The sequence below is a fragment of the Actinomadura fibrosa genome (assembly GCF_900659615.1).
GTDB classification, from domain to species: domain Bacteria; phylum Actinomycetota; class Actinomycetes; order Streptosporangiales; family Streptosporangiaceae; genus Spirillospora; species Spirillospora fibrosa.
The window spans coordinates 1-21,565 of sequence record NZ_CAACUY010000153.1; the positions used below are offsets into that span (position 1 = coordinate 1).

18 protein-coding genes and 1 pseudogene are annotated in these 21,565 nt (G+C 71.3%); 13 read left to right on the forward strand and 6 right to left on the reverse strand.

From position 1 onward, the window contains the following. Nucleotides 1-1,131: ABC transporter permease (locus E1300_RS34010; RefSeq protein WP_131761217.1), on the forward strand; the 1,131-nt coding region annotated here is incomplete at its 5' end. Nucleotides 1,132-1,357: 226 nt separating this feature from the next. Beyond that, nucleotides 1,358-2,569, forward strand: a complete 1,212-nt coding sequence (locus tag E1300_RS34015; RefSeq protein WP_131761218.1) for a pyridoxal phosphate-dependent aminotransferase — start codon at nucleotides 1,358-1,360, stop codon at nucleotides 2,567-2,569. Nucleotides 2,570-2,623: 54 nt separating this feature from the next. Here E1300_RS34015 and E1300_RS34020 read toward each other — a convergent pair whose 3' ends face one another. Beyond that, the gene (locus E1300_RS34020) at nucleotides 2,624-3,001 is read right to left on the reverse strand and encodes a winged helix-turn-helix transcriptional regulator (RefSeq protein ID WP_131761219.1); all 378 of its coding nucleotides are present in this window, start codon (nucleotides 2,999-3,001) and stop codon (nucleotides 2,624-2,626) included. 80 nt (nucleotides 3,002-3,081) lie between these two features. Here E1300_RS34020 and E1300_RS34025 point away from each other — a divergent pair, with 80 nt between their 5' ends. After that, nucleotides 3,082-3,948, forward strand: coding sequence for an NAD(P)H-binding protein (locus tag E1300_RS34025; protein WP_131761220.1), 867 nt, complete (start codon nucleotides 3,082-3,084; stop codon nucleotides 3,946-3,948). A 105-nt stretch (nucleotides 3,949-4,053) separates the two neighbouring features. Here E1300_RS34025 and E1300_RS34030 read toward each other — a convergent pair whose 3' ends face one another. Further along, entirely contained in the window at nucleotides 4,054-6,132 is a 2,079-nt protein-coding gene (locus tag E1300_RS34030; RefSeq protein ID WP_207400105.1) for an ATP-dependent DNA helicase, read from the reverse strand. Between the two features lie 203 nt (nucleotides 6,133-6,335). Here E1300_RS34030 and E1300_RS34035 point away from each other — a divergent pair, with 203 nt between their 5' ends. From E1300_RS34035 to E1300_RS34045, 3 genes are read left to right on the forward strand one after another with little or no spacing between them, the layout of a single operon-like run. Next, entirely contained in the window at nucleotides 6,336-7,337 is a 1,002-nt protein-coding gene (locus E1300_RS34035) for an MlaD family protein (RefSeq protein ID WP_242619560.1), read from the forward strand. A 58-nt stretch (nucleotides 7,338-7,395) separates the two neighbouring features. Then, entirely contained in the window at nucleotides 7,396-7,896 is a 501-nt protein-coding gene (locus tag E1300_RS34040; protein ID WP_131761221.1) for a phosphoribosyltransferase, read from the forward strand. 60 nt (nucleotides 7,897-7,956) lie between these two features. Then, entirely contained in the window at nucleotides 7,957-8,973 is a 1,017-nt protein-coding gene (locus tag E1300_RS34045) for a DUF4192 domain-containing protein (RefSeq protein ID WP_131761222.1), read from the forward strand. A 2,178-nt stretch (nucleotides 8,974-11,151) separates the two neighbouring features. Here E1300_RS34045 and E1300_RS34050 read toward each other — a convergent pair. Next, nucleotides 11,152-11,700 carry a hypothetical protein gene (locus tag E1300_RS34050; protein WP_131761223.1) on the reverse strand — a complete coding sequence of 183 codons (549 nt, stop codon included), beginning with the start codon at nucleotides 11,698-11,700 and terminating at the stop codon, nucleotides 11,152-11,154. Nucleotides 11,701-12,033: 333 nt separating this feature from the next. Here E1300_RS34050 and E1300_RS34055 point away from each other — a divergent pair, with 333 nt between their 5' ends. Both E1300_RS34055 and E1300_RS34060 read left to right on the forward strand, forming a co-directional pair. After that, on the forward strand, nucleotides 12,034-12,393 hold the full coding sequence (locus E1300_RS34055; RefSeq protein ID WP_131761232.1) for a helix-turn-helix domain-containing protein: 360 nt from the start codon (nucleotides 12,034-12,036) through the stop codon (nucleotides 12,391-12,393). A gap of 59 nt (nucleotides 12,394-12,452) precedes the next feature. Then, nucleotides 12,453-12,863 (forward strand): VOC family protein, encoded by a 411-nt coding sequence (locus tag E1300_RS34060; protein WP_131761224.1) that lies wholly within the window; start codon nucleotides 12,453-12,455, stop codon nucleotides 12,861-12,863. Between the two features lie 217 nt (nucleotides 12,864-13,080). On the opposite strand, the gene E1300_RS34065 is transcribed toward E1300_RS34060, so the two are convergent. After that, on the reverse strand, nucleotides 13,081-13,452 hold the full coding sequence (locus E1300_RS34065; RefSeq protein WP_131761225.1) for a hypothetical protein: 372 nt from the start codon (nucleotides 13,450-13,452) through the stop codon (nucleotides 13,081-13,083). Nucleotides 13,453-14,140: 688 nt separating this feature from the next. On the opposite strand from E1300_RS34065, the gene E1300_RS34070 reads away from it, so the two are divergent. From E1300_RS34070 to E1300_RS34085, 4 genes are all read left to right on the forward strand, one after another. Next, on the forward strand, nucleotides 14,141-14,749 hold the full coding sequence (locus E1300_RS34070) for a polysaccharide deacetylase family protein (RefSeq protein ID WP_278045406.1): 609 nt from the start codon (nucleotides 14,141-14,143) through the stop codon (nucleotides 14,747-14,749). Between the two features lie 64 nt (nucleotides 14,750-14,813). Then, complete coding sequence (locus E1300_RS34075; RefSeq protein ID WP_165503118.1) at nucleotides 14,814-15,326, forward strand: DUF1707 and DUF4870 domain-containing protein; 513 nt, start codon at nucleotides 14,814-14,816, stop codon at nucleotides 15,324-15,326. 220 nt (nucleotides 15,327-15,546) lie between these two features. Next, on the forward strand, nucleotides 15,547-16,914 hold the full coding sequence (locus E1300_RS34080) for an FAD-binding oxidoreductase (RefSeq protein WP_131761227.1): 1,368 nt from the start codon (nucleotides 15,547-15,549) through the stop codon (nucleotides 16,912-16,914). Between the two features lie 94 nt (nucleotides 16,915-17,008). Next, nucleotides 17,009-18,274 (forward strand): class I SAM-dependent methyltransferase, encoded by a 1,266-nt coding sequence (locus tag E1300_RS34085; RefSeq protein ID WP_131761228.1) that lies wholly within the window; start codon nucleotides 17,009-17,011, stop codon nucleotides 18,272-18,274. A 53-nt stretch (nucleotides 18,275-18,327) separates the two neighbouring features. Here the strand turns inward: E1300_RS34085 and E1300_RS34090 are convergent, their stop codons facing one another. Continuing rightward, nucleotides 18,328-19,044: a hypothetical protein gene (locus tag E1300_RS34090; RefSeq protein ID WP_131761229.1), complete on the reverse strand. Its 717-nt coding sequence runs from the start codon at nucleotides 19,042-19,044 to the stop codon at nucleotides 18,328-18,330. Between the two features lie 126 nt (nucleotides 19,045-19,170). On the opposite strand from E1300_RS34090, the gene E1300_RS34095 reads away from it, so the two are divergent. Then, entirely contained in the window at nucleotides 19,171-20,775 is a 1,605-nt protein-coding gene (locus tag E1300_RS34095) for a RecQ family ATP-dependent DNA helicase (RefSeq protein WP_242619563.1), read from the forward strand. Here E1300_RS34095 and E1300_RS34100 read toward each other — a convergent pair. Then, nucleotides 20,762-21,565 (reverse strand): annotated as a pseudogene (locus E1300_RS34100) (hypothetical protein); the annotation flags it as partial. The gene E1300_RS34095 and the pseudogene E1300_RS34100 overlap by 14 nt on opposite strands.

Below are 21,565 nucleotides of genomic sequence, written 5' to 3' on the forward strand. Positions count from 1 at the left end.
ACCCGCCAGCGCTTCGTCGCCATCGAGCTGGGCTTCCCGCCCGCCGAGGCCGAGACGCGGATCGTCGCGCGCGAGGCCGGGATCGACGCCGCGACCGCGCTGATGATCGGCGTCGGGGTCGTCACCCTGCTCACGGTCTTCACCGGCTCGCTGCGCGCGTCCCTGGAGGACGGCGTCGCCGGCTCCTTCACGGGCCCGCTCGTCGTGGACGGCGGCTCCAACGAGACCGGCGGGTTCAGCCCGCGGCTCGCGGAGCAGGCCGCCGCGCTGCCGCAGGTCGGCGGGGCCGCGGGCATCGGCATGGGCAACGCGCGGGTGGACGGGCGCCCCACCGCCGTCCGCGTCGCCGACCCGTCCCGCCTGCGGACCGTCCTCGACCTGGACGTGCGGCAGGGCGCCCTCTCCGGCCCCGGCACGTTCGCGGTGTCGAAGAAGATCGCGGACGAGCGCGGCTGGCGCACCGGCTCGCGCGTCGCCGTCCAGTTCGCCGACGGCGCCCGCACGACCCTCGCCGTCGGCGCCGTCTACCGGAACGCCGACCTCGTCGGCGACTACCTCCTGCCCCGGACGGTCTGGAACGCCCACACCCGGCAGCCCCTAGACGGCATGGCCTTCGTCCGGCTGCGGCCCGGCGCGTCCACCGCCGAGGCTCGCACCGTGCTGACCGCCCTCGCGAAGCCGTACGGGGCGCCGGAGGTCGAGACGCGCGACGAGTTCGTCTCCCGCCAGACCGAGGACATGGCGGGCTTCATCGCCGTCGTCTACGGGATGCTCGTCCTCGCGATCGTCATCGCTCTGCTCGGCATCGCCAACACCCTGGCGCTGTCGGTCCACGAGCGGACCCGCGAGCTCGGGCTGCTGCGCGCCGTCGGCGCGACCCGCCGGCAGATCAGGTCGATGGTCCGCTGGGAGTCGGTGATCGTCGCGCTGTTCGGCACCGCCGGCGGGCTCGGCCTCGGCACGTTCCTCGGCTGGGGGCTCGGCACGGCGATCGGCAACCCGTTCGCGCCCGGCCCGGTCACGCTCGCCGTGATCGCGGTCGCCGGGGCCGTCGCGGGTGCGCTGGCCGCGATCCGCCCGGCCCGGCGCGCCGCCCGCCTGGCGATCCTCTCCGCGATCGCCGCCCCATGAGACGCGGGGCCCGACCCGCCTCGTGAGGTACCGCTCTGTGAGGGGCCGTCCCGTGAGCGGCCGGTTCCGTGAGGGCTGCTCCTTAAGGGCGCTCCGGGACGCGGGGCCGGGAGCGGCCACCCCGTCCCCGTATCAGGCGGGGACGGGGTGCCGCGCGTGTCCGGGCCCGGCCGAAATGAGGCGGCCCGGCCGATTTGGCGTACCGCGTCGCGGATAAGGTGAGTCCATGCAGGTCAACCAGTCGGGCAAGCTGACCAACGTCTGTTACGACATCCGCGGGCCGGTGCTGAAGCGCGCCAAGCAGCTGGAGGCCGAGGGGAACAACATCCTCAAGCTGCACATCGGCAACCCGGCCCCGTTCGGCTTCGAGGCGCCGCCCGAGCTGCTCCAGGACATGATCCGCAACCTGCCGGAGGCGCACGGCTACAGCGACTCCAAGGGCATCCTGCCCGCCCGCCGCGCCGTCGTGCAGCGCTTCCAGGACGCCGGCATCGCCGACGTCGACGTCGAGGACGTCTACCTCGGCAACGGCGTGTCCGAACTGATCGTCATGACGCTCCAGGCGCTGCTCAACGACGGCGACGAGGTCCTGATCCCCGCCCCCGACTACCCGCTGTGGACCGCGTCGGTCTCGCTGTGCGGCGGGACCCCCGTCCACTACCTGTGCGACGAGTCCGCCGACTGGGCGCCGAGCCTGGACGACATCGAGTCCAAGCTGAGCGACCGCACCCGCGCCATCGTGATCATCAATCCGAACAACCCGACCGGGGCCGTCTACCCCCGCGAGGTCCTCCAGCGGATCGTCGAGGTCGCCCGCCGCCGCAACCTGATCATCTTCGCGGACGAGATCTACGACCGGATCCTCTACGACGACGCCGAGCACGTCCCGATCGCCTCGCTGGCCCCCGACCTGCTCTGCCTCACCTTCGGCGGGCTGTCGAAGAACTACCGCGTCGCCGGGTTCCGCGCCGGCTGGGTCGGCCTGTCCGGCCCCAAGCGGCACGCCGAGTCCTACATCGAGGGCCTGGACATCCTCGCCAACATGCGGCTCTGCCCGAACGTCCCCGGGCAGCACGCGATCCAGGCCGCGCTCGGCGGCTACCAGAGCATCGAGGACCTCGTCCTGCCGACCGGCCGGCTCGGCGAGCAGCGCGACCGCGCCTGGAAACTGCTCAACGACCTCCCCGGCGTGAGCTGCGCCCGTCCCATGGGCGCCCTGTACGTCTTCCCGCGGCTCGACCCCGAGATGTACCCGATCGAGGACGACATGCGCTTCGCCCTCGACCTCCTGGAGCAGCAGAAGATCCTCGTCGTCCAGGGGACCGGGTTCAACTGGCCGTCCACCGACCACTTCCGCGTGGTCACGCTCCAGTACGCCGACGACCTGGAGGAGGCCATCGGCCGGATCGGCGACTTCCTCCACGGCTACCGCCGCTAGCGCCCGCCCGCCCCGCGCCCGCCCCGCGAGCGCTCCGCGGGGCGCCCGCGGGCGTCAGGCGCCGTCGAAGCGGGCGCGGGCCGCCCGGATCTCGCCGTCGTGCTCGACCGCCCACAGCGCCAGCGCCCTGAGCTGCTCCTGGAGTGACCGCCCGAGACCGGTCAGGGCGTATTCGACGCGCGGCGGGCGCCCCTCGTGGACGGTGCGGCTCACCAGCCCGTCCCGCTCCAGCGTCCGCAGCGTCCGGGTGAGGACCCTGCGGCTGAGGCCCTCCACCGCGCGGTCCAGCTCGTTGTAGCCGTACGAGCGGTCCCGCAGCAGGGACAGGATCAGCCCCGGCCACTTCTCGCCCGCCCGCCGCAGCACCACCGTCGCGGGACACGCCTGGTGCTCGGCCACGGTGACCGGCACGGTCAGGGTGGTAGTGGACATGGAAGTGCCTTCTTTCGGGGCCGTCTCCGTACACCGCAAGATCAGCGTACGCGGCGACCCCCGATCCGAAGGAGTCTTCCATGCTCGCTGTCTGCGGCGCTTCCGGCCATCTCGGCGGCCTCACCCTCCGCCACCTCGTCGAACGGGTCGACGCCTCGCGCGTCGTCGCCCTGTCGCGGACGCCGGACCGCGTCCCGGACGTCGGCGTCCGGGCCCGCGCCGCCGACTTCGCCGACCCCACCGGGCTCGTCCGCGCGCTGGACGGCGTGGAGCGGATGCTGATCGTCAGCGTCGACGCGATGACCGGCCGGATGCCACTGCACGGCGCCGCCGTGGACGCCGCCGCGAAGGCGGGCGTCGGCCATGTCGTCTACACCTCGACGCCGCGTGCGGGCGAGCCCGGCAACCCCGTTCCCGTCGTCGCCGACCACCGCGACACGGAACGGCTGCTCGCCGAGTCCGGTCTCACCTTCACCTCGCTGCGCTTCAACGTCTGGCCCGAGGTCCTGACCTACGTCGGCGTCGCGCAGATGGCGGTGGCGTCCGGGGAACTGCCGAGCAGCGCGGGCGACGGCCGCGTCGCCTACCTCGGCAAGGACGACAGCGCCGCCGTGGCCGCCGCCGTCCTCGCCGAGGGCCGCTGCCAGGGCGAGCTGCTGGAGGTCACCGGACCCGCGGCCGTCAGCGACGCCGAGCTGGCCGCCGTCCTAGGCGACGTGTCCGGACGCCCGGTACGGCACCTGCCCGTCCCGGAGTCCGAGGTCGCCGGCCGCCTCACTGCGCAGGGCATGCCGGAACCGCTCGCGCAAGCGTGGGCCTCGTCGGACGCCGCGCGCCGCGACGGCTGGTTCGACGTCGTCACCCACGCGGTGGAACGCCTCACCGGCCGCGCCCCCGCGACCCTCACCGACCACTTCACCGCGAACCGCGCAAGCCTGCTGCCCTAGGGCCGGGGTGCGGCATAAGCGTCCTGGCAACCAACCTCCGAACGCCTTGAGGCACGCTTCAGACGCGACTCACAAACCGTGGACGCGCCTACTCCCTGGACGCGCCTACTCGGCGGAGGCGGACGCGGACGCGGCGGTGTCGAGACGACGGAGGGCACCCCGGACCACGGCCGGGTCGGTGGTCGCCCAGAACGGCGGCAGCGACTCCTTCAGGAAGCCGCCGTAGCGGGCGGTGGCCAGGCGCGGGTCGAGGACGGCGACCACGCCCCGATCGTCCATCGACCGCAGCAGGCGGCCCGCGCCCTGCGCCAGCAGCAGCGCCGCGTGCGTCGCGGCGACGGCCATGAAGCCGTTGCCGCCGCGCGCCGCCACCGCGCGCGACCGCGCCGACGACACCGGGTCGTCCGGGCGGGGGAAGGGGATGCGGTCCATGATGACGAGCTGGAGCGACGGGCCCGGCACATCCACGCCCTGCCACAGCGACAGGGTGCCGAACAGGCAGGTCCGCTCGTCCTCGGCGAACTGCTTGACGAGCTGGGACGTGGAGTCCTCGCCCTGGCACAGCAGCGGGTGCGACAGGTGGTCCTTCAGCTCGTCGGCGGCCTGCCGCGCGGCCCGCATCGAGGAGAACAGCCCGAGGGTGCGGCCGCCCGCCGCCTCGATCAGCTCGGTGATCTCGGTGAGGTACGCGTCGGCGAGCCCGTCCCGTCCCGGCTGGGGGAGATGGCGGGCGACGTACAGGATGCCCGACTTCGGATGGTCGAAGGGGGAGCCGACGTCGAGGCCGGTCCAGGTGATCGGCTTGGCGTCGGCGTCCTTCTTCTCGTCCTCGCTGGTGGCGGTGCGGGCGAGCCCCTCGGCGGCCGTCCTGGCGTCCTTCGGGGTGTTCTCGGCGAGCGGCGGCAGCCCCCACTGGCGCGCCAGCGGCTCGAACGACCCGCCCAGCGTCAGCGTCGCCGAGGTGAGGACGGCGGTGCGCCGCTCGAACAGCGTCGTCCGCAGCAGCCCGCCGACCCCGATCGGCGCGACGTGCAGCGCCGGCGGCCGCCTCGGGCGCCCGTCCTGGACGAACGGCTTCTCCAGCCACACGACGTCGAAGCGCTGGGCGATCTCCGGCTGGAACGCCTCCAGCAGCCGGACGGCGGTGTCGTGCAGGTCCTCCAGCGAGGACCGCGCCGCCTTGCGCGCCGCCATGGCACCGGGATCGTTGTCCTTCTTCTCCGGCCCGATGGCGGTGATGCAGGCGTGCGCGGCGTCCCGCACGGCGGCGAGCGTGTGCCCCAGGGCGGGGGACAGGACGTCCATGCGCCCGGCGGGGAGGTCCTCCAGCAGGGTGCCGAGCCCCTCGGCGGACTCCTTGAGCCGGTCGGCGACGCCCTCCTCGATGAGCCGCCCGCACCGCCGCGCCGCGATCTCGACGCCCGCCGCGCTGAGATCGCCCGTGGCGACGGACGTGACCCGGTCGACCAGCTCGTGCGCCTCGTCCACGATCACGACGTCGTGCTCGGGCAGGACCTGGAACTCCTCCAGCGCGTCGATCGCCAGCAGCGCGTGGTTGGTGACGACGATGTGCGCCTCGCCCGCCTCGGCGCGCGCCAGCTCGGCGAAGCACTCGGTGCCCTGCGGGCAGCGCTGCGCCCCGAGGCACTCCTTCGCGGTCACCGCCACCTGCCGCCACGCCTGCTCGCTCACCCCCGGGACGAGCTCGTCGCGGTCGCCGGTCTTCGTCTCCTCGGCCCACTCGTTCAGCCGCTTGACCTGGCGTCCGAGCGTGGAGAGCTGCTGCGGGTCGAACAGGCTCGCGCCGGGCTCGTCCTCCTCGGGCACGCCCGTCTGCACGCGGTGCAGGCACAGGTAGTTGCGGCGCCCCTTCAGGATCGCGAACTTCAGCTCGGTGCCGAGCATCGGCCCGAGCGCCTCGGCCAGCCGGGGCAGGTCGCGGTCGACGAGCTGGCGCTGGAGGGCGATCGTCGCCGTGGAGACGACCACCGTGGTCTTCTTCTCGATCGCGTGCCGGATCGCCGGGACCAGGTAGGCCAGCGACTTGCCGGTGCCCGTGCCCGCCTGCGCGGCGACGTGCTCGCCGGAACCGATCGCCTTCTCCACGGCCCGGGCCATCTCCACCTGCCCGGGCCGCTCGGAGCCGCCCACGGCGTCGACCGCCGCCGCGAGCAGGACGGTCATGTCCGGAATCCGGGTATCGCTGGCGGTCAGCAGATCAGAGGCGGGCACGTCGCCCAACGCTACCCCCAGCGGCCGACAGCCGCGTCCGGACGCCGTGAGCCGGATCACTCCGACCGGGTGGTCACAAACGAGCCGGGTACCCCGGATAATGCAAGTGGTCACTTACGATGACGGCCGGATGCGGCCAGTCGGAAGGAAACTGATTGAGTTCGGCGCGATCGAGGGCGCTCTTCTGCGCCCTCGGAACCTCGGTCATGCTCGGAGCGGCCGCCACCACCGTGGTCACCGCCGCACCACCCGGATCCGGAACCACCTACACCGCCGTCTTCGGCCACGCCGGCGCGGGCCTCGACACCCGCTCCGACGTCAAGGTCCGCGGCATCACCGTCGGCGGCGTCGAGTCCGTCGACCTCACCCGCGAAGGGAAGGTCCGCGTCAGCCTGCGCGTGGACGACGACGTCGCCGTCCCCGCCGACTCCGAAGCGCGGATCGACCCCGTCTCCGTCTTCGGCCCCAAGGAGATCTCCCTCGACCTCGGCCACGGCCCCGCCCTGTCCGCAGGCGGGCGCATCACCAAGACCATCGACCCGTCCGACCCGTCAGAAACGGCCGAACCCCTCTACCGGACGGCCAAGGCCATCGACCCGCAAGACCTCACCACCCTCATGCACACCTTCGCGGAAGGCCTCTCCGGCCAGGGCCCGGCACTGCGCCGCACCATCGGCAACAGCGCCACCGTCGTGGACGCCGCCTACGCCGACCGCGCCCAGATCCGCACGCTCATCAACGACATCACCGGCCTGTCCGGCACGCTCGGCAACCGCGGCGACACCATCGTCGCGACCGGCCAGAACCTCAACTCCCTCTCCGAGGTCGCCACATCCCGTCCCGACAAGGTCGGCCTCCTCCTCGACCAGGCGACCAGCCTCTCCACCCGAGTCGGCGACAACCTGGAAGGCCACGGCACCGCCATGGGCCGCATCGTGGACGGCGCCGGCGGCACCGCCTCCGTCGTCGCCGCCCAGAACGCCAACCTGCCCGTCCTCGCCGACTCCCTGAACGGCTTCTTCAGCGGCCTGGCAGCCGTCATGACCGCCCCAGGCCCCGAAGGCACCAACCCAGCCGTCCTCCGCGGCACCCTGCCCCTCGACCTCTGCGGCATCATCGTCGACCTGTGCCCCACCCCGCCCCAGACCAGCCCCTGACCACCGCGCAGGCCCCCCGGAACAACCGGGGGGCCTGGAATCGGTCAAGATAGGGAACGTGTCTGAAGCTGAAAGAGAAGTCCTGACCTGGGAGTTGTTCGGCACCGCCGGCCGCGAGCTCGCCCAGGAGATCGCCGACAGCGGCTACCGCCCCGACCTGATCCTGTCCATCGCGCGCGGCGGCCTGTTCGTCGCCGGCTCCCTCGGCTATGCACTCGACGTCAAGAACCTCCACGTCATGAACGTCGAGTTCTACACCGGCGTCGACCAGCGCCTCGACCTCCCGGTCATGCTCCCGCCGGTACCGAACGCGGTCGACCTGTCCGGCGCCCGCGTCCTGGTCGCCGACGACGTCGCGGACACGGGCGCCACCCTGAAACTGGTCCGCGACTTCTGCGCCGACCACGTCGCGGACGTCCGCTGCGCGGTCGTCTACGAGAAGCCCCGCTCCGAGGTCAAGTGCGAGTACGTCTGGCGGCACACCGACCGCTGGATCAACTTCCCCTGGTCGACCGAGCCCCCGGTCGTCAGCACGCCGCACCAGGTGCTCGACGCCTGAGTTATCCACAGTTCCGGAAGCCCCGTACGGGCCGATCCGGCGACTGCGAACGTCGATGGCATGCAACCACTCGTGATTCGCACCTCCGAAGACGCCATCGCCGCCGTCCCCTACCTGCTCGGCTTCCACCCGTCCCGCAGCCTCGTCGTGATCGGCTTCGACGGCCCCCACACCACATGCGCCATCCGGCTCGACCTGCCGACCCACGACGCGGCCGAACGGGTCGCGGCGATGCTCGCCCGCAACGGCTTCCGCAAGGCACTCCTCCTCGGCTACGGCGAAGCCGAGGACACCACACCGTCCATCGAAACCATGCGCGCGGCCCTCACCGACAAGGGCCTGGACGTCCCCGAGGCCATCCGCGTCTTCGACGGCCGCTGGTGGTCCCTGACCTGCAACGACGCCTGCTGCCCCGCCGAAGGAACCCCCTACGACATCAACACCAGCACCCTCGCCGCCGAAGCCACCTACGCGGGCCACGTCGCCCTGGCCGACCGCGCCGAACTGACCGGTTCCCTCGACCCCGTCACGGGCCCCGCCCGCACGTCGATGCACACCGCCACCCAACGCGCCGAACGACGCTTCCTCCGCTGGGCCCGCGACGGCACGTCCTCGATGAGCCTCCAGGCCCGCACGATCGACGAAGGGCTCGCCTTCCTCCCACCCCTCCTCACCCGAGCCCGCAGCGGCCACGACCCCACCGACGACGAGGTCGCCTGGCTGGGCTTCCTCCTCACCGAACTCCGCATCCGCGACGAGGCATGGGTCCGCATCGACGAGGACGCCCCCGCATCCGACATCGCCTTCTGGCGCGACATCGTCCGCCGCGTCGAACCCCCCTACGCCGCCGCCCCCGCGTCCCTCCTCGCCCACGCCGCCTACTCCGCCGGCAACGGCAGCCTGGCGAACGTCGCCCTAGAACGCGCCCTAGACGCCGACCCCACCTACTCCATGGCCGTCCTCCTCCGTGAACTAGCCACCTCCGGCATCCCACCAACCAGCGCCCGCATGCACATGACCCCCGAACAACTAGCCGCCGCCTACCAAGAAGCAGAAAAAACCCCCAAAGCCAGCTAACCCCCAGCCCGCAACAATCCCTCAACCCAACAACCCCACAGCCCAGCAGAAAACGCCCAACAGCGAACCAGCAACCACCACACCCAGCACACCCCACTGGCCAAACCACACCGCCAACCCAACACACTTCACTGGCCAAGCCGCACCGCCAACCCAACACCGGACGCGAAGAAACCCCCAGAACAAGCGAAACGGCAGCAGCGATCCACACAACGCACAAGGAAGTGCCATAGCGACGTAGGCACCAGCAGACGGCCCGCGTGGCCGAAAGGAAATGCCACGGCGACGTGAGCGCGCTACAGCAGGCCGCGTGACCCAGAAGGAAGTGCCGCGGCGACGTGAGGGCCACAGCAGGCCGCGCGACCTAAAAGAAGTGCCACAGCGATGCGATGTCGGCAGCGGCTGCCACGCATGGGTGAGGCGGTCTGCGCGAGGTGAGCTTCCACGGTGATGCGCTGCCCGGGCGCGGAGGGGACGCCCGGGACAAGCGGAGCTCCAGCAACCGACGGGGGCCCAGAAGGGAATGCCCACGGCGATGCAATGCCGGGGGTGCTCGACGCACATGGGTGAGGTGCGCCGCGCGAGATGGGCCCCACGGCGGTGCGCTCTCCGGGTGTGAGGCACGGACGTCCGGGGAGCGCCCGCAGCGGGCCGCGCGGTGTAGAAGGGAGTGCCCACGGGAGTGCGATGTCGGTAGCAATTGCCGTGCTTGGGTGAGGCGGTCTGCGCGAGGTGGGCCCCACGGCGATGCGCCACCCGCGCGTGCGGGGACGTCCGGTTCGCCGGGTCCCCCGCCTTCCGCAAGGACACGCGCTACCCGCGCGTGCGGGGACGTCCGTGGCGCGGGAGGTCAACGAGCGCGGCCGCTCGGCGCTACCCGCGCATGCGGGGGACGTCAGGGGAACGCCGGCAGCCGACCGCGCGGCTCATAGGGAGGTGCCAAGTGATTGTGATGTCGACAGCGGCTGTCGCGCGTGGGTGAGGTGCGCCGCGCGAGATTTGCTCTTCACAGCGGTGCGCTGCTCGGGCGTGGAGGGGAGGCCCGGGACGAGTGGAGCGCCATCAGCGGGGGCGCGGCCGCGGGGCCTGGAAGGGAGTGCCATGGCGACGTGAGCACCAACAGTGGGCGGCGTGGCTCAGAAAGCGGTGCCCCACGGAGGTGTGATGTCGGCAGCGGTTGCCGCGCATAGGTGAGGCGTTCTGCGTGAGCTGGGCCCCCACGGTGATGCGCGACCCGGGCGCGGAGGGGACGCCCGGGACAAGCGGGGCAACAGCAACCGACGGGGGCCCAGAAGGGAGTGCCCACGGCGATGTGATGCCGGAAGCGCTTGCCGTGCGTGGGCGAGGTGCGCCGCACGAAGTGGGGCCTCCACGGCAATGCGCTACCCGTGCGTGCGGGGGACGTCCTGGGAGCGCCTGCAAGCGACCGCGCGGTTACTAAGGAGGTGCTACGGAAGGTGTGATGTCGGTAGCGGTCGCCGTGCGTGGATGAGGCGATCTGCGCGACGTGAGCCTCTCACAGGAGTGCGCTGACCAGGAGTGAAGGGGACGCCCGGGACGAGTGGAGCGCCATCAGCGGGGCGCGGCCGCGGGCCTGGAAAGGGGTGCCATGGCGACGTGAGTGCCATCAGTGGGTGGCGCGGCTCAGAAGGCGGTGCTCTGCGGAGGTGTGATGTTGGTAGCGGTTGCTGGGGGTGAGTGAGGTGGTCTGCGAGAGGTGGGCTTTCACGGCGATGCGATGCGTTGCCCGGGTGTGGAGGGGGTGTCCGGGAACCTCAGCCGGCGACCCGCGCGCGCCAGTCGGCGACCCGCGCGGGTCACCCACAACCCGCGGGCCACTCACAAGCCGCGCCACCCACAACCCGCGGGCCACTCACAAGCCGCGCCACCCACAACCCGCGCGCCACCCACAGCCCGCGTGCGTCACCCGCAGCCCGCGCGTGCTACCCGCAGCCTGCGCGTGCTACCCGCAGCCTGCGCGTGCTACCCGCAGCCTGCGCGTGCTACCCGCAGCCTGCGCGTGCTACCCGCAGTCTGGGCGCGGGTCGCGTTGCGCCGTCATCCCGAGTCGCCGCGGCACCCCCAAGCGCGGCTTTTGGGGCTTGGGGGTGTTGTTGCGGGTGGGTGGCGGCCTTTTTGTGTGGTGCCCGGTTTGGGGGGCTTGGGGCTCGGGTGGTGTTACTTGATCGGCTTTAGCTTTGAGTAGCGGATCAGTGGGGCGTCGCAGTAGCCGCCGGTGCCCTTGTCGAAGTCGAACCAGAAAGCGATGGCGTTCTCACCGATGGCGCCGCGGCCGATAGAGGGATACTGGATCTGCTTGCCCTTGTGCCACTTGCCGTCCTCGATGGCCTTCCATCCCGTGTAGCCGGGACCGCCGGACAGGCGCCACTTGTCGGTGCCCTCGTGGACGGCCAGCAGAGCCTTGACGCTTGAGTTCTTGTGGTTGCCCTTCGTCTTCTGGATGGCGTAGCCCCACTCGACGACCGTGACGAGCGGCTTCTTCGCCGTGGGCTTCCCGGCGGTCTTGATGTACGCCTTCCCCCAGCGGCCCTTCGCCTTGCACTGCGTGTAGGCGATGTGCGTGGCCTTGCCGATCTTGGCCGCGGAGACCTTACCGGTCTGGAACTTGGCGGTGGACGGGGACGCGGAGGCCGCCGGAGCGGCCGCGACGAGGCCCGCCGTCCCGAGTGCGGCTACGGCGATCGGCAAGAGCATCTTCGGTGACATGGTTGGTCCCTTCTTGGAATGTGAGGAAGGAGGGCTGTCGTCCACGTTTCGGTGCCATGAATCCTTCCTGTGTGCGACAGCGGTTCGATTATCGGGAATCTGTATGGCTTCCTTATAGGGTCTGGGGTACTAACGTTCATGTTCGGTGGAGTTCTTTGGCACTAATCGATGTCATCGGGGGAGAATAATTCTGAGGTTTGTAACGTGGGGAGCATCTTGTCGAAAGGTGGAGTACACCTTTGGGTGTAGGGACCTTGGGGAGTGTCAGGCGTCGTCGGTGCGTCGTGGTGGGATGGCCTTGTGAGCCGTGCCGCAGAGGAGAGCAACCGCCGGATGCTCCGGGCACGGGACGCTATGGACCGGGCCTATGCCGAGCCGCTGGACGTCCCGGCGCTGGCCCGGATCGCCCATGTGTCGGAGTCGCACTTCACGCGAACCTTCCGCGCCACGTTCGGGGAGACGCCGCATCGGTACCTGCAGCGCCGGCGCGTCGAGCGCGCCATGTTCCTGCTGAGGGAGACGGATCGCAGCGTCACGGACGTCTGCTTCGAGGTGGGCTTCAACAGTCCGGCGACCTTCAGCCGCACGTTCCGCGACATCGTCGGCCGGTCCCCGAGGACGTACCGCAAGGAGGCGGCGGCGATGGGCGTGCCGACGTGCTTCACGATGGCGTGGACGCGGCCGAGCGGCTGATCACCGGCTGAGCGGTTTTGGACAAGTTTCCGTGCGGCTCGCTCGGTAGCGTGGCGCGCATGTTCACAGCGATCACGCATTCGGCGATTCACGTCCTTGACCAGGACGAAGCCCTTGAGTTCTACGTCGGCAAGCTCGGTCTGGAGGTCGCCGCGGACGTCGACATGGGCGTCATGCGCTGGCTGACGGTCTGCGTGCCGGGGCATCCCGAGCACCAGATCCTGCTGGAGCGGCCGGGGCCTCCGGCGATGTCGGAGGAGACGGCGGGGCAGGTCCGCGAGCTCGTGACCAAGGGCGCTGGGGGCGGCTGGGTCATCCTCACCACGGACGACTGCCGCAAGACGTACGAGACGCTGCGGGACCGGGGCGTCGAGTTCACCGAGGAGCCCACCGAGCGCGACTACGGCATCGACTGCGGCTTCCGCGACCCCTTCGGCAACCGCCTCCGCTTCACCCAGCTGAAGAGTTGATGTCTTCAGCGTGCTCCGTATGAGGCCCTGCCTGTCGGTTGTCCCGGGTGCGGTGATGGGTCTGGTTCACCGCGTTCCGGCGCGGACGTGGACGGTGTTGGAATCAGGCCGGTGGGCGGGGCGTAGCGCCAAGGGGGTGCTGCCAGCGGACGGTCGGCGGGGTGGAAGGTGTTTCCGGCGGACGGTCGCTGGGCGGGGTGCGGGGGTGCTCCCGGGTTCAGGGGGCTACGGCTTGGCCGGGAGTGCCGGGGTCTATGCGGCGGTCGCGGTTGCGTTCGTTCCACGCGCGCATGCGGGGCGGGTAGCCGACGATCTGGACGTCGTAGATGGGAAGGCGGAGGTCGCGGGCGACCTTGCCGATGACCTTGGGCGATCCGACGCGGCGGCGCGTCCACTCGCCGTCGTGGGCGACCGCGACCGCGGTGGTGTCGGTGGCGAAGGTCTCGGGCTCGACGTAGAACTCGACGCCCTGGCGCGTGCGGGCGAACGCGATCAGCGCCTCGATGTCGGAGTCGTTCGCCTCCCGGTCGAGCTTCGTCACCGTGGACCCGCGGTTCTTGCGGATCCCGAACCGATCCCGGAACCTCATCAGCCGTCCCGTCCTGTGGGACCCCGGACCCGTCTCCGAGGCCGCTGCGGTGTACGAACATAACGATCCTCACGCACCGGCGGGTTCCCGACACCGGGGCGTCATCCCCTGCGGCGCAAGGGCCGCGCCTTAGACTGGCGCACCCTGGGATGATCGTCGGCGGGGGTGGGGGATGGACGGGCGAGGCCTGGTTCGGCGGGCGGCCGCCGGCGTGCTCGCGGCCGCCCTGTGCGCGGCGTTGAGCACGGCGCCTCCCGATCTCGACCATGTCGGTCTCGCGTCCGCCGGGAGCCCGCTGCCTCCTGCGGAGCATCCGTCCAGTGCCGTTTCCCGGACGGTCAAGGCGGGCGGTGGTTCCGCCGGCGCGGCGCAGCCTCGCGCCTCGGCGGAGAAAGAGGGGCCGGAAGCGGTCAATGCGACGCGTGTGGCGAGCGCGGACGGAGTCCAGCGGGTTCTGGCGGCGCTGGGCATCGCCGGTCGGCCGGGGACGCCTGGCTCGGCGGGCATGCCGGGCACTATCAGGACGTCCGAGAGGCCGCGTGTGCGGCCAGGAGCAGGCGCGGCCGGTACGGCGGGTGCTCCCGCGCCCGGCGCAACTCCGACCGCGCAGGCTGCGCCGCAGGGCGGCCAGGTTGCGCCGCAGGGTGGCCAGGCTGCGCCACAGGGTGGCTCGGGTGCCTCTCCGGGGGTGGATTGCCGGCATGCCAAGTGCGTGGCGCTGACATTCGACGATGGGCCGATGGAGAGCACCGGGAAGCTGCTCGACATTCTGGAGGAGCGGCGGGTCCGGGCCACGTTCTTCCTGGTGGGGGAGAACGTGGAGGCGCATCCCGGCCTGGTGTGGCGCGAGCGGCAGGCCGGGCATGAGATCGCCAACCACAGCTGGTCGCACGCCGATCTGGGACGGGCGTCGGAGAAGAAGGCCGTGTCCGAGGTGGCGCGGACGCAGGAGGCGATCCGGCGGGCGATCGGGGAGACGCCCGTGCTGATGCGGCCGCCGTACGGGTCGACGGACAAGCGGCTGGCGGCGATCACGCGGCGGATGAACCTGGCGCAGGTGCTCTGGACGGTGGATCCGCTGGACTGGGAGGTCCGCGACAGGCGGGCGGTGGAGCGGCGGGTGACGCGGGCGGTGCGGCCCGGGTACGTGGTCCTGATGCACGACATCCATCCGACGACGGTGGCGGCCGTCCCGGAGATCATCGATCGGCTGAAGGCGAAGGGGTACCGGTTCGTGACCGTGTCCGAGCTCTTCGGCGGGAGGCTGACGCCGGGCAGGAAGTACGTCCAGCGGTGAACTCAGGGGCGTCTCAGGGTCATCCCCGATGGTCCGGGACGAGCGCCCCGCCCACCATGGGCGTATGAACAGCAGCTACGCGGTGGGGGACCTGAGGGTCTCGGACGCCGAGCGGGAAGCGGTCGTCGAGCGGCTCCAGGAGGCGTACGCGGAGGGGCGCCTCGACCACGAGGAGTTCGACATGCGGACGCATCTCGCCATGACGGTGAAGACGAGGCGCGATCTGGCGTCGGTGACGCTCGACCTGGTGCCCGTCCAGGCGGCGGGCGTGGTCGGGGGGCCTGCGACGCCCGAGGACCGGATCCTGGGGGCGGCGGCGCACGCGCTGGCGGTGCCGACGCTGTTCGTGGGGCCGCTGGTCCTGATGCTCGTCGGCGGCAAGCGGTCGGAGTACATCCGGCGGCAGGCGCTGGAGGCGGTGAACTTCCAGGTCACGCTGCTGCTCGTGACGATCGTGACGTTCGGGGTCGGGGGGATGGTGTACGCGGTGGCGTGGATCCTGTCGGTCATCGCGGCACTGTTCGCGCTGACCGGGCAGTCGTTCCGCTACCCGTGGATCCTTCGGCTGGTGAAGTAACGGAGAGTGGCCGGTCCGCCCGTCCGCGCGGACGGGTTTGTCGCCGTGCGCCCCTGGGGATCTGTTGACGTGGCCGCCTTCTCACGGCGCCGTCGTCACCCAGGAAGCGGGCGCTCAGATGGACGTGTGTTTATTCCCTTCCCTGCCTGTGATGACCCTAACGTCCTAGTTATGTGGACCGTACATGGGATGATCGCTTTACTGTCCGAGGGAGGGGTAGATGACGGAGCTTGCGATCAAGGGCGATCACCAGCGAGCGGTGGAGGCGCTGCGGCGGTCCTACGACGCCATTCCGGCGGGGACGCCGGTGCGGCTGGCGAAGCGGACCTCCAACCTGTTCCGGTGGCGCGACCCCTCGGCGGCGCCGGGCCTCGACGTGTCGGGGTTCGACAAGGTGCTGAGCGTCGATCCGGACGAGCGGACCGCGCAGGTCCAGGGCATGACGACGTACGAGGACCTCGTCGACGCGACGCTGCCGCACGGGCTGATGCCGACGGTCGTCCCGCAGCTCAAGACGATCACGCTGGGCGGCGCGGTGACGGGGCTCGGCATCGAGTCGACGTCGTTCCGCGACGGTCTCCCGCACGAGTCGGTGCTGGAGATGGAGGTGCTGACCGGTGACGGCCAGGTCGTCACGGCGACGCGCGACAACGAGCACGCCGACCTGTTCTACGGCTTCCCGAACTCCTACGGGACGCTCGGCTACAGCCTGCGCCTCAAGATCGAGCTGAGGCGGGTCAGGCCGTACGTCCGGCTGCGGCACCTGCGGTTCGGCGACGCGGCGGAGCTGGCCCGGGTCATGGGGGAGATCACCGAGGCGGGGACGTTCGAGGGCGAGCCCGTCGACTTCATGGACGGGACGGTCTTCGGCAAGGACGAGCAGTACATCACGCTGGGGTTCTTCGCCGACGAGGCGCCGTACACGTCCGACTACACGGGCCAGGGGATCTACTACCGCTCGATCCAGGAGCGCTCGGTCGACTTCCTGACGATCCGCGACTACATCTGGCGCTGGGACACCGACTGGTTCTGGTGCTCGGGCGCGTTCGGCGTCCAGAACCCGGCGGTGCGGCGGCTGTGGCCCGACAAGGCGAAGCGGTCCGACGTGTACCGCAAGCTGGTCGCCTACGACCGGCGGTACCAGATCGTCGCCCGGGTGGAGCGGTGGCGGGGGCTGCGTCCGCGCGAGGACGTCATCCAGGACATCGAGGTGCCGGTCGAGCGGCTGCCGGAGTTCCTGGAGTTCTTCCACGACAAGGTCGGGATGAGCCCGATCTGGCTGTGCCCGCTGCGGGCGAAGGAGCGCTGGCCGCTCTACCCGCTGGAGGTGGGCCGCCCGTACGTGAACGTGGGCTTCTGGGGGACGGTCAGGCTTCCTCCGGGGCAGATCCCGGAGTACCACAACCGGCTCATCGAGCGTAAGGTCGCGGCGCTCGACGGCCACAAGTCCCTGTACTCGACGGCTTTTTACAGCCGCGAGGAATTCTGGCGGTACTACGACGGGGAGACTTACCGGCGGCTCAAGGGGGCCTACGACCCGGGCGAGCGGTTGCTGGATCTCTACGACAAGTGCGTGCGCGGACGCTGACCAGGCGTCCGCGGTATCGGGGGGAGGGCCCCGGAGGGGCTGATGGTGGACCATCACGGCCCCTGCCAGGGGCGGAGAGACAGGAGGGATCACGATGACGCTGGCCAAGGTCTTCGAGCAGCTCGCCGGGGCTGAGGCGCCAGTGGAGTTCACGGCGTACGACGGTTCGAGGGCGGGGGTACCCGGCGCCGACATCCGGTTCGACGTCCGTTCGCCGTACGCGGTGTCCTACCTGGTGCACTCGCCCGGAGCGCTCGGCCTCGCCCGCGCCTACGTCAGCGGCATGATCGACGTCTCCGGCGACATGATCACCGCGCTGTCGACGATGCAGAACGTGCTCGGCGAGGTCACGGGCCGCGACAAGGCGCGGATCGTCGGGGCCGTCCTCGGGGACCCGCTGCTGCGCGCCGCGATCTCGCGCCGGCTGGACCCGCCCCCGCAGGAGGCGCCGTTCAGCCGCCTCCCGACGTGGCTGCGGCACTCCAAGCGGCGCGACGCGAAGGCGATCTCGCACCACTACGACGTCTCCAACACCTTCTACGAGTGGGTCCTCGGCCCGTCGATGGCCTACACGTGCGCGTGCTACCCGCACGAGGACGCGACGCTGGAGGAGGCGCAGTTCCACAAGCACGACCTGGTGGCCAAGAAGATCGCGCTGAAGCCGGGGATGCGGCTGCTGGACGTCGGCTGCGGCTGGGGCGGCATGGTCATGCACGCCGCCAAGGAGTACGGCGTGAAGGCGCTCGGCGTGACGCTGTCCAAGCAGCAGGCCGAGTGGGCGCAGAAGGCCATCGCCGACCGCGGCCTGTCCGACCTCGCGGAGGTCCGGCACCTGGACTACCGCGACGTCACCGAGACGGACTTCGACGCGATCAGCTCGATCGGGCTGACCGAGCACATCGGCAAGGCGAACCTGCCGTCGTACTTCTCGTTCCTGTACGGCAAGCTCAAGCCGGGCGGCCGGATGCTGAACCACACGATCACGCGTCCGGACAACCTGGCCCCGTCCATCAAGCAGAGCGGTTTCATCAACCGCTACGTGTTCCCGGACGGTGAGCTCGAAGGCCCCGGCTACATCCAGATGCAGATGAACGACGCCGGTTTCGAGATCCGCCACCAGGAGAACCTCCGCGAGCACTACGCGCGGACGCTCACCGCCTGGTGCCGCAACCTCGACGAGCACTGGGACGAGGCCGTCGAGGAGGTCGGCGAGGGCACGGCCCGCGTCTGGCGCGTCTACATGGCCGGTTGCGTGCTCGGCTTCAACCAGAACTGGATCCAGCTGCACCAGACGCTGGGCGTGAAGCTGGACGACGCCGGCCGCAGCCACATGCCCCTTCGTCCCGACTGGGGCTCGTAAGGGTCCACGCGTGCGATCAGGGTCCAGGCCGCGACGGCCTGGACCCTTTCGCGTCAGGTCAGTTCGAGCGTCGAGGTGATCTGGTCGGCGGTGGAAGGCATGGCGTCGGACTTGGCCGTGACGGTCAGGGAGCAGGTGCGGCCGTCGGCGGCGACCTGGACCTGGCGGCCGGCGAGGGTGCCCGCGGCCGACTGGAGCGTGTAGGTGGTGCGGATGCCGGGGCGTCCGGCGACGGTGGTGCGGGTGATCTCCACGTCCTGGGCGTTGAGCTGGGACATGCCGGCCCGGGTGCCGGTCTCCAGCGCCTCGACGGACGTGGCGGCGGACGGGACGCAGAGGGCGTTGACGTTGGTGGCGTAGCCGCGCTGCGCCGACTCGGACTCGACGGCGTAGACGGCCTTCTGCTTCTCCAGCAGGGCGAAGCTCCGGCGGAGCAGTTCCTCGTTGGCGCCTTGCAGGTTGAGGGCCTTCAGGCCCTTCTCTGCCTCGCCGCCGGTCAGGTCGATCTCGATCCAGCCCGGGGGGACGGCCATGCGGACGCCGTTCTCGGGGCCGCCGAGGGTGGTCCAGCCGGCCGGGACGGCGCCGTTTCCGGCGGGGGCCGTGGTCTCGACGGGCTGCGCGGTGGTGGACGCGGTCTGGCTCGGGGCGGTGTCGGGCGGTCCGGGCGGGGTCGGCGGCGCGGCGTCGTCGCCGTCGCCCAGGCAGCCGGTGAGGGAGAGGGCGGCGGCGGTGCCCGCCACCGTGCAGGCGATCAGCCGGCGGACCATGGGCGCTTCCTTTCGGTCTGTTTCGTGTGAAGAAGGGATGCGTAGCCGGGTGACCCGGTTCGCCTGGCTTGTTGTGAGCTGCACCACAGTAGCGGTGGTCGGTCGAGGTGGGGGAAGAAGCCCGGCGTGAATGGGAAGAGGACGCGGACGGTCGACGGCGTCGTACGTGAGGTGCTGGGTCTCGACAGCTTGAGGCCCGGGCAGCCGGAGGCCATGGAGGCGCTGGCGGCGGGGCGCGACGCTCTCGTCGTGATGCCGACGGGGAGCGGGAAGTCCGCCGTCTACGTGGTCGCGGGGGTCCTGCTGGGCGGGCCGGTGGTCGTGGTGTCCCCGCTGGTGTCGCTCCAGCGCGACCAGGCCCTCGGCCTGCGCGAGCTCGGGCTGGAGGCCCATGTGCTCAACGCGGCGACCGGTCAGGCGGAGCGCGAACGGGCGTGGGAGGCGCTCGCCGGGGACGCGGTCGCGTTCGTCTTCATGGCGCCCGAGCAGCTCGTCCGGGAGGATGCGCGCGCGTTGCTGGCGAAGTCCCCGCCGAGGCTCCTCGTGGTGGACGAGGCGCACTGCATCTCCGCGTGGGGCCACGACTTCCGGCCCGACTACCTGCGGCTGGGGGCGATCGTGGACGCGCTGCCCAAGCGGCCGGTGGTGGCCGCGCTGACCGCGACGGCCGCGCCGCCGGTGCGCGCCGAGATCGCGGAGCGGCTGGGGCTGCGTGACGCGGTGGAGATCGTCCGGGGGTTCGACCGTCCCGAGATCCGCCTGACCGTGCGGTCGTTCCACGAGGCGGACGACCAGTTCGAGGCCGTCCTCGACACGGCGCGGCGGCTCGACGGCTCCGGGATCGTCTACACGGCGACGCGCAAGGACACCGTCCGGTACGCCGAGCGGCTGGAGGGCGCGGGCGTCTACCACGCCGGTCTCCGCAAGAGCGAGCGCGACGCCGTGCAGGCCTCGTTCATGGACGGCGGGACGAGGATCGTCGTGGCCACGAACGCGTTCGGCATGGGGATCGACAAGCCGGACATCCGGTTCGTCCTGCATGCCCGGGTGCCCGGCTCGCTCGACTCGTACTACCAGGAGATCGGGCGGGCGGGACGCGACGGGAGCGACGCCGAGGCGGTGTGCTTCTTCCGTCCCGCGGACCTCGGGCTGCCGCGGTTCTTCAGCGGCGGCCTGCCGGACGAGGAGGCGACGGCGGCGCTGTACTCCGCCGTCGAGGAGGCGGGGCCCGTCGGCCGCAAGGATCTGGGCAGGAGGGTCGAGATGTCGCCGCGCAGGCTCGCCGTCCTGCTGGACCTGCTCCAGGAGGCCGACGCGGTGCGGCTCGGCAGGCGCGTCCAGCTCGTCCGGGACGCCCCGTCCCGGGACGAGGCGGTCGCGCGGGTGACGCGGCTGGCGGAGAACCGGCGGGAGACCGAGCGGACCCGCATCGAGATGATGCGCCGCTACTGCGAGCTGACGGACTGCCGGGGCCGCTTCCTGCTGCGGTACTTCGGGGAGTTCTCCGACCGGCGGTGCGGGCGCTGCGACAACTGCCGGGCGGGGCGGGCCGAGGCGCATGCCGACAACCGCGACTTCCCGACGGGCGTGCGGGTCGAGCACCGGGCCTGGGGGCCGGGTCAGGTGGTGGTGGGCGAAGGCGACCGCGTGACCGTGCTGTTCGACGACGTGGGGTACAAGGAGCTGCTGGTGGAGTCGGTCCTCGACAACGACCTGCTCACACGCCTGTAGCGGGCCGTTCCAGGGCGGCCGTCACGGCGGCGAGCCAGCGGTCGACGGGGCCGAAGGAGAGCAGGCCGCTGCCCGCGCCCGCCAGTTCCCCGGAGGCGGGCAGCAGGCGGGCACGGACCCGTTCCAGGACGTTCCGGTCGCCGAGGTCCAGCGCGACGGCGGCCTCCAGGCAGCACAGGGCCTCGTACAGCAGGTCGGCGGGCGGTTCCGGCAGGGCGCGCAGCGTCTCGGAGGCTTCGGGACGGCGTCCCTCGTCCAGCAGGGCGAAGGGTTCGATCCATGGACGGTACGGGCCCCAGTCGGCGTCCGGTTCGACGAGCCTCGCGGGCAGTGGCCGTCCGTCCGGCGATCCCGGGAGCCGTCCCGAGGCCGCCGCGTCCGACAGGCGCAGGCTCAGCAGGGCTAGGGGGAGCAAGCCCTGCTCCAGGCCGGGCATTCCGGCGCCGTCCAGCAGGGCGGCGGCCTCCCGGTAGGCCGCCTCACGAGAAGCCGCAGGGGGCCGGGTGGTCGCGGCGAGGCGCAGGGCCGCGTACCAGCCGGTGAACACGCCGACCAGCGGCCGTTCGTGGTGCTCGGCGAGGCGGTCCGCGGCGGCGGCGTGCCGGTCGGCGGCGGCGAAGTCGGCGAGGGCGCAGCGGGCCTGGAGGCGGATCAGGTGCCCGAGGATCTCGTGGGACGCGAGGCCGTGCCGGGCGGCGGTGCGCTGGTACGACGGTGTCGCGGGGCCCCGCGCCCCCATCGCGGCGTCCGCGCCCGCGCAGTGCTCCACGTGCGGCTTCTTCGTCCTGCT

Bases quoted from the DNA above. Each gene is read 5' to 3' on its own strand.
- E1300_RS34015 (WP_131761218.1), top strand. From the start codon at position 1,358: ATGCAGGTCAACCAGTCGGGCAAGCTGACCAACGTCTGTTACGACATC.
- E1300_RS34020 (WP_131761219.1), bottom strand. From the start codon at position 3,001: ATGTCCACTACCACCCTGACCGTGCCGGTCACCGTGGCCGAGCACCAG.
- E1300_RS34025 (WP_131761220.1), top strand. From the start codon at position 3,082: ATGCTCGCTGTCTGCGGCGCTTCCGGCCATCTCGGCGGCCTCACCCTC.
- E1300_RS34030 (WP_207400105.1), bottom strand. From the start codon at position 6,132: ATGACCGTCCTGCTCGCGGCGGCGGTCGACGCCGTGGGCGGCTCCGAG.
- E1300_RS34045 (WP_131761222.1), top strand. From the start codon at position 7,957: ATGCAACCACTCGTGATTCGCACCTCCGAAGACGCCATCGCCGCCGTC.
- E1300_RS34050 (WP_131761223.1), bottom strand. From the start codon at position 11,700: ATGTCACCGAAGATGCTCTTGCCGATCGCCGTAGCCGCACTCGGGACG.
- E1300_RS34055 (WP_131761232.1), top strand. From the start codon at position 12,034: ATGCTCCGGGCACGGGACGCTATGGACCGGGCCTATGCCGAGCCGCTG.
- E1300_RS34060 (WP_131761224.1), top strand. From the start codon at position 12,453: ATGTTCACAGCGATCACGCATTCGGCGATTCACGTCCTTGACCAGGAC.
- E1300_RS34065 (WP_131761225.1), bottom strand. From the start codon at position 13,452: ATGAGGTTCCGGGATCGGTTCGGGATCCGCAAGAACCGCGGGTCCACG.
- E1300_RS34075 (WP_165503118.1), top strand. From the start codon at position 14,814: ATGAACAGCAGCTACGCGGTGGGGGACCTGAGGGTCTCGGACGCCGAG.
- E1300_RS34080 (WP_131761227.1), top strand. From the start codon at position 15,547: ATGACGGAGCTTGCGATCAAGGGCGATCACCAGCGAGCGGTGGAGGCG.
- E1300_RS34085 (WP_131761228.1), top strand. From the start codon at position 17,009: ATGACGCTGGCCAAGGTCTTCGAGCAGCTCGCCGGGGCTGAGGCGCCA.
- E1300_RS34090 (WP_131761229.1), bottom strand. From the start codon at position 19,044: ATGGTCCGCCGGCTGATCGCCTGCACGGTGGCGGGCACCGCCGCCGCC.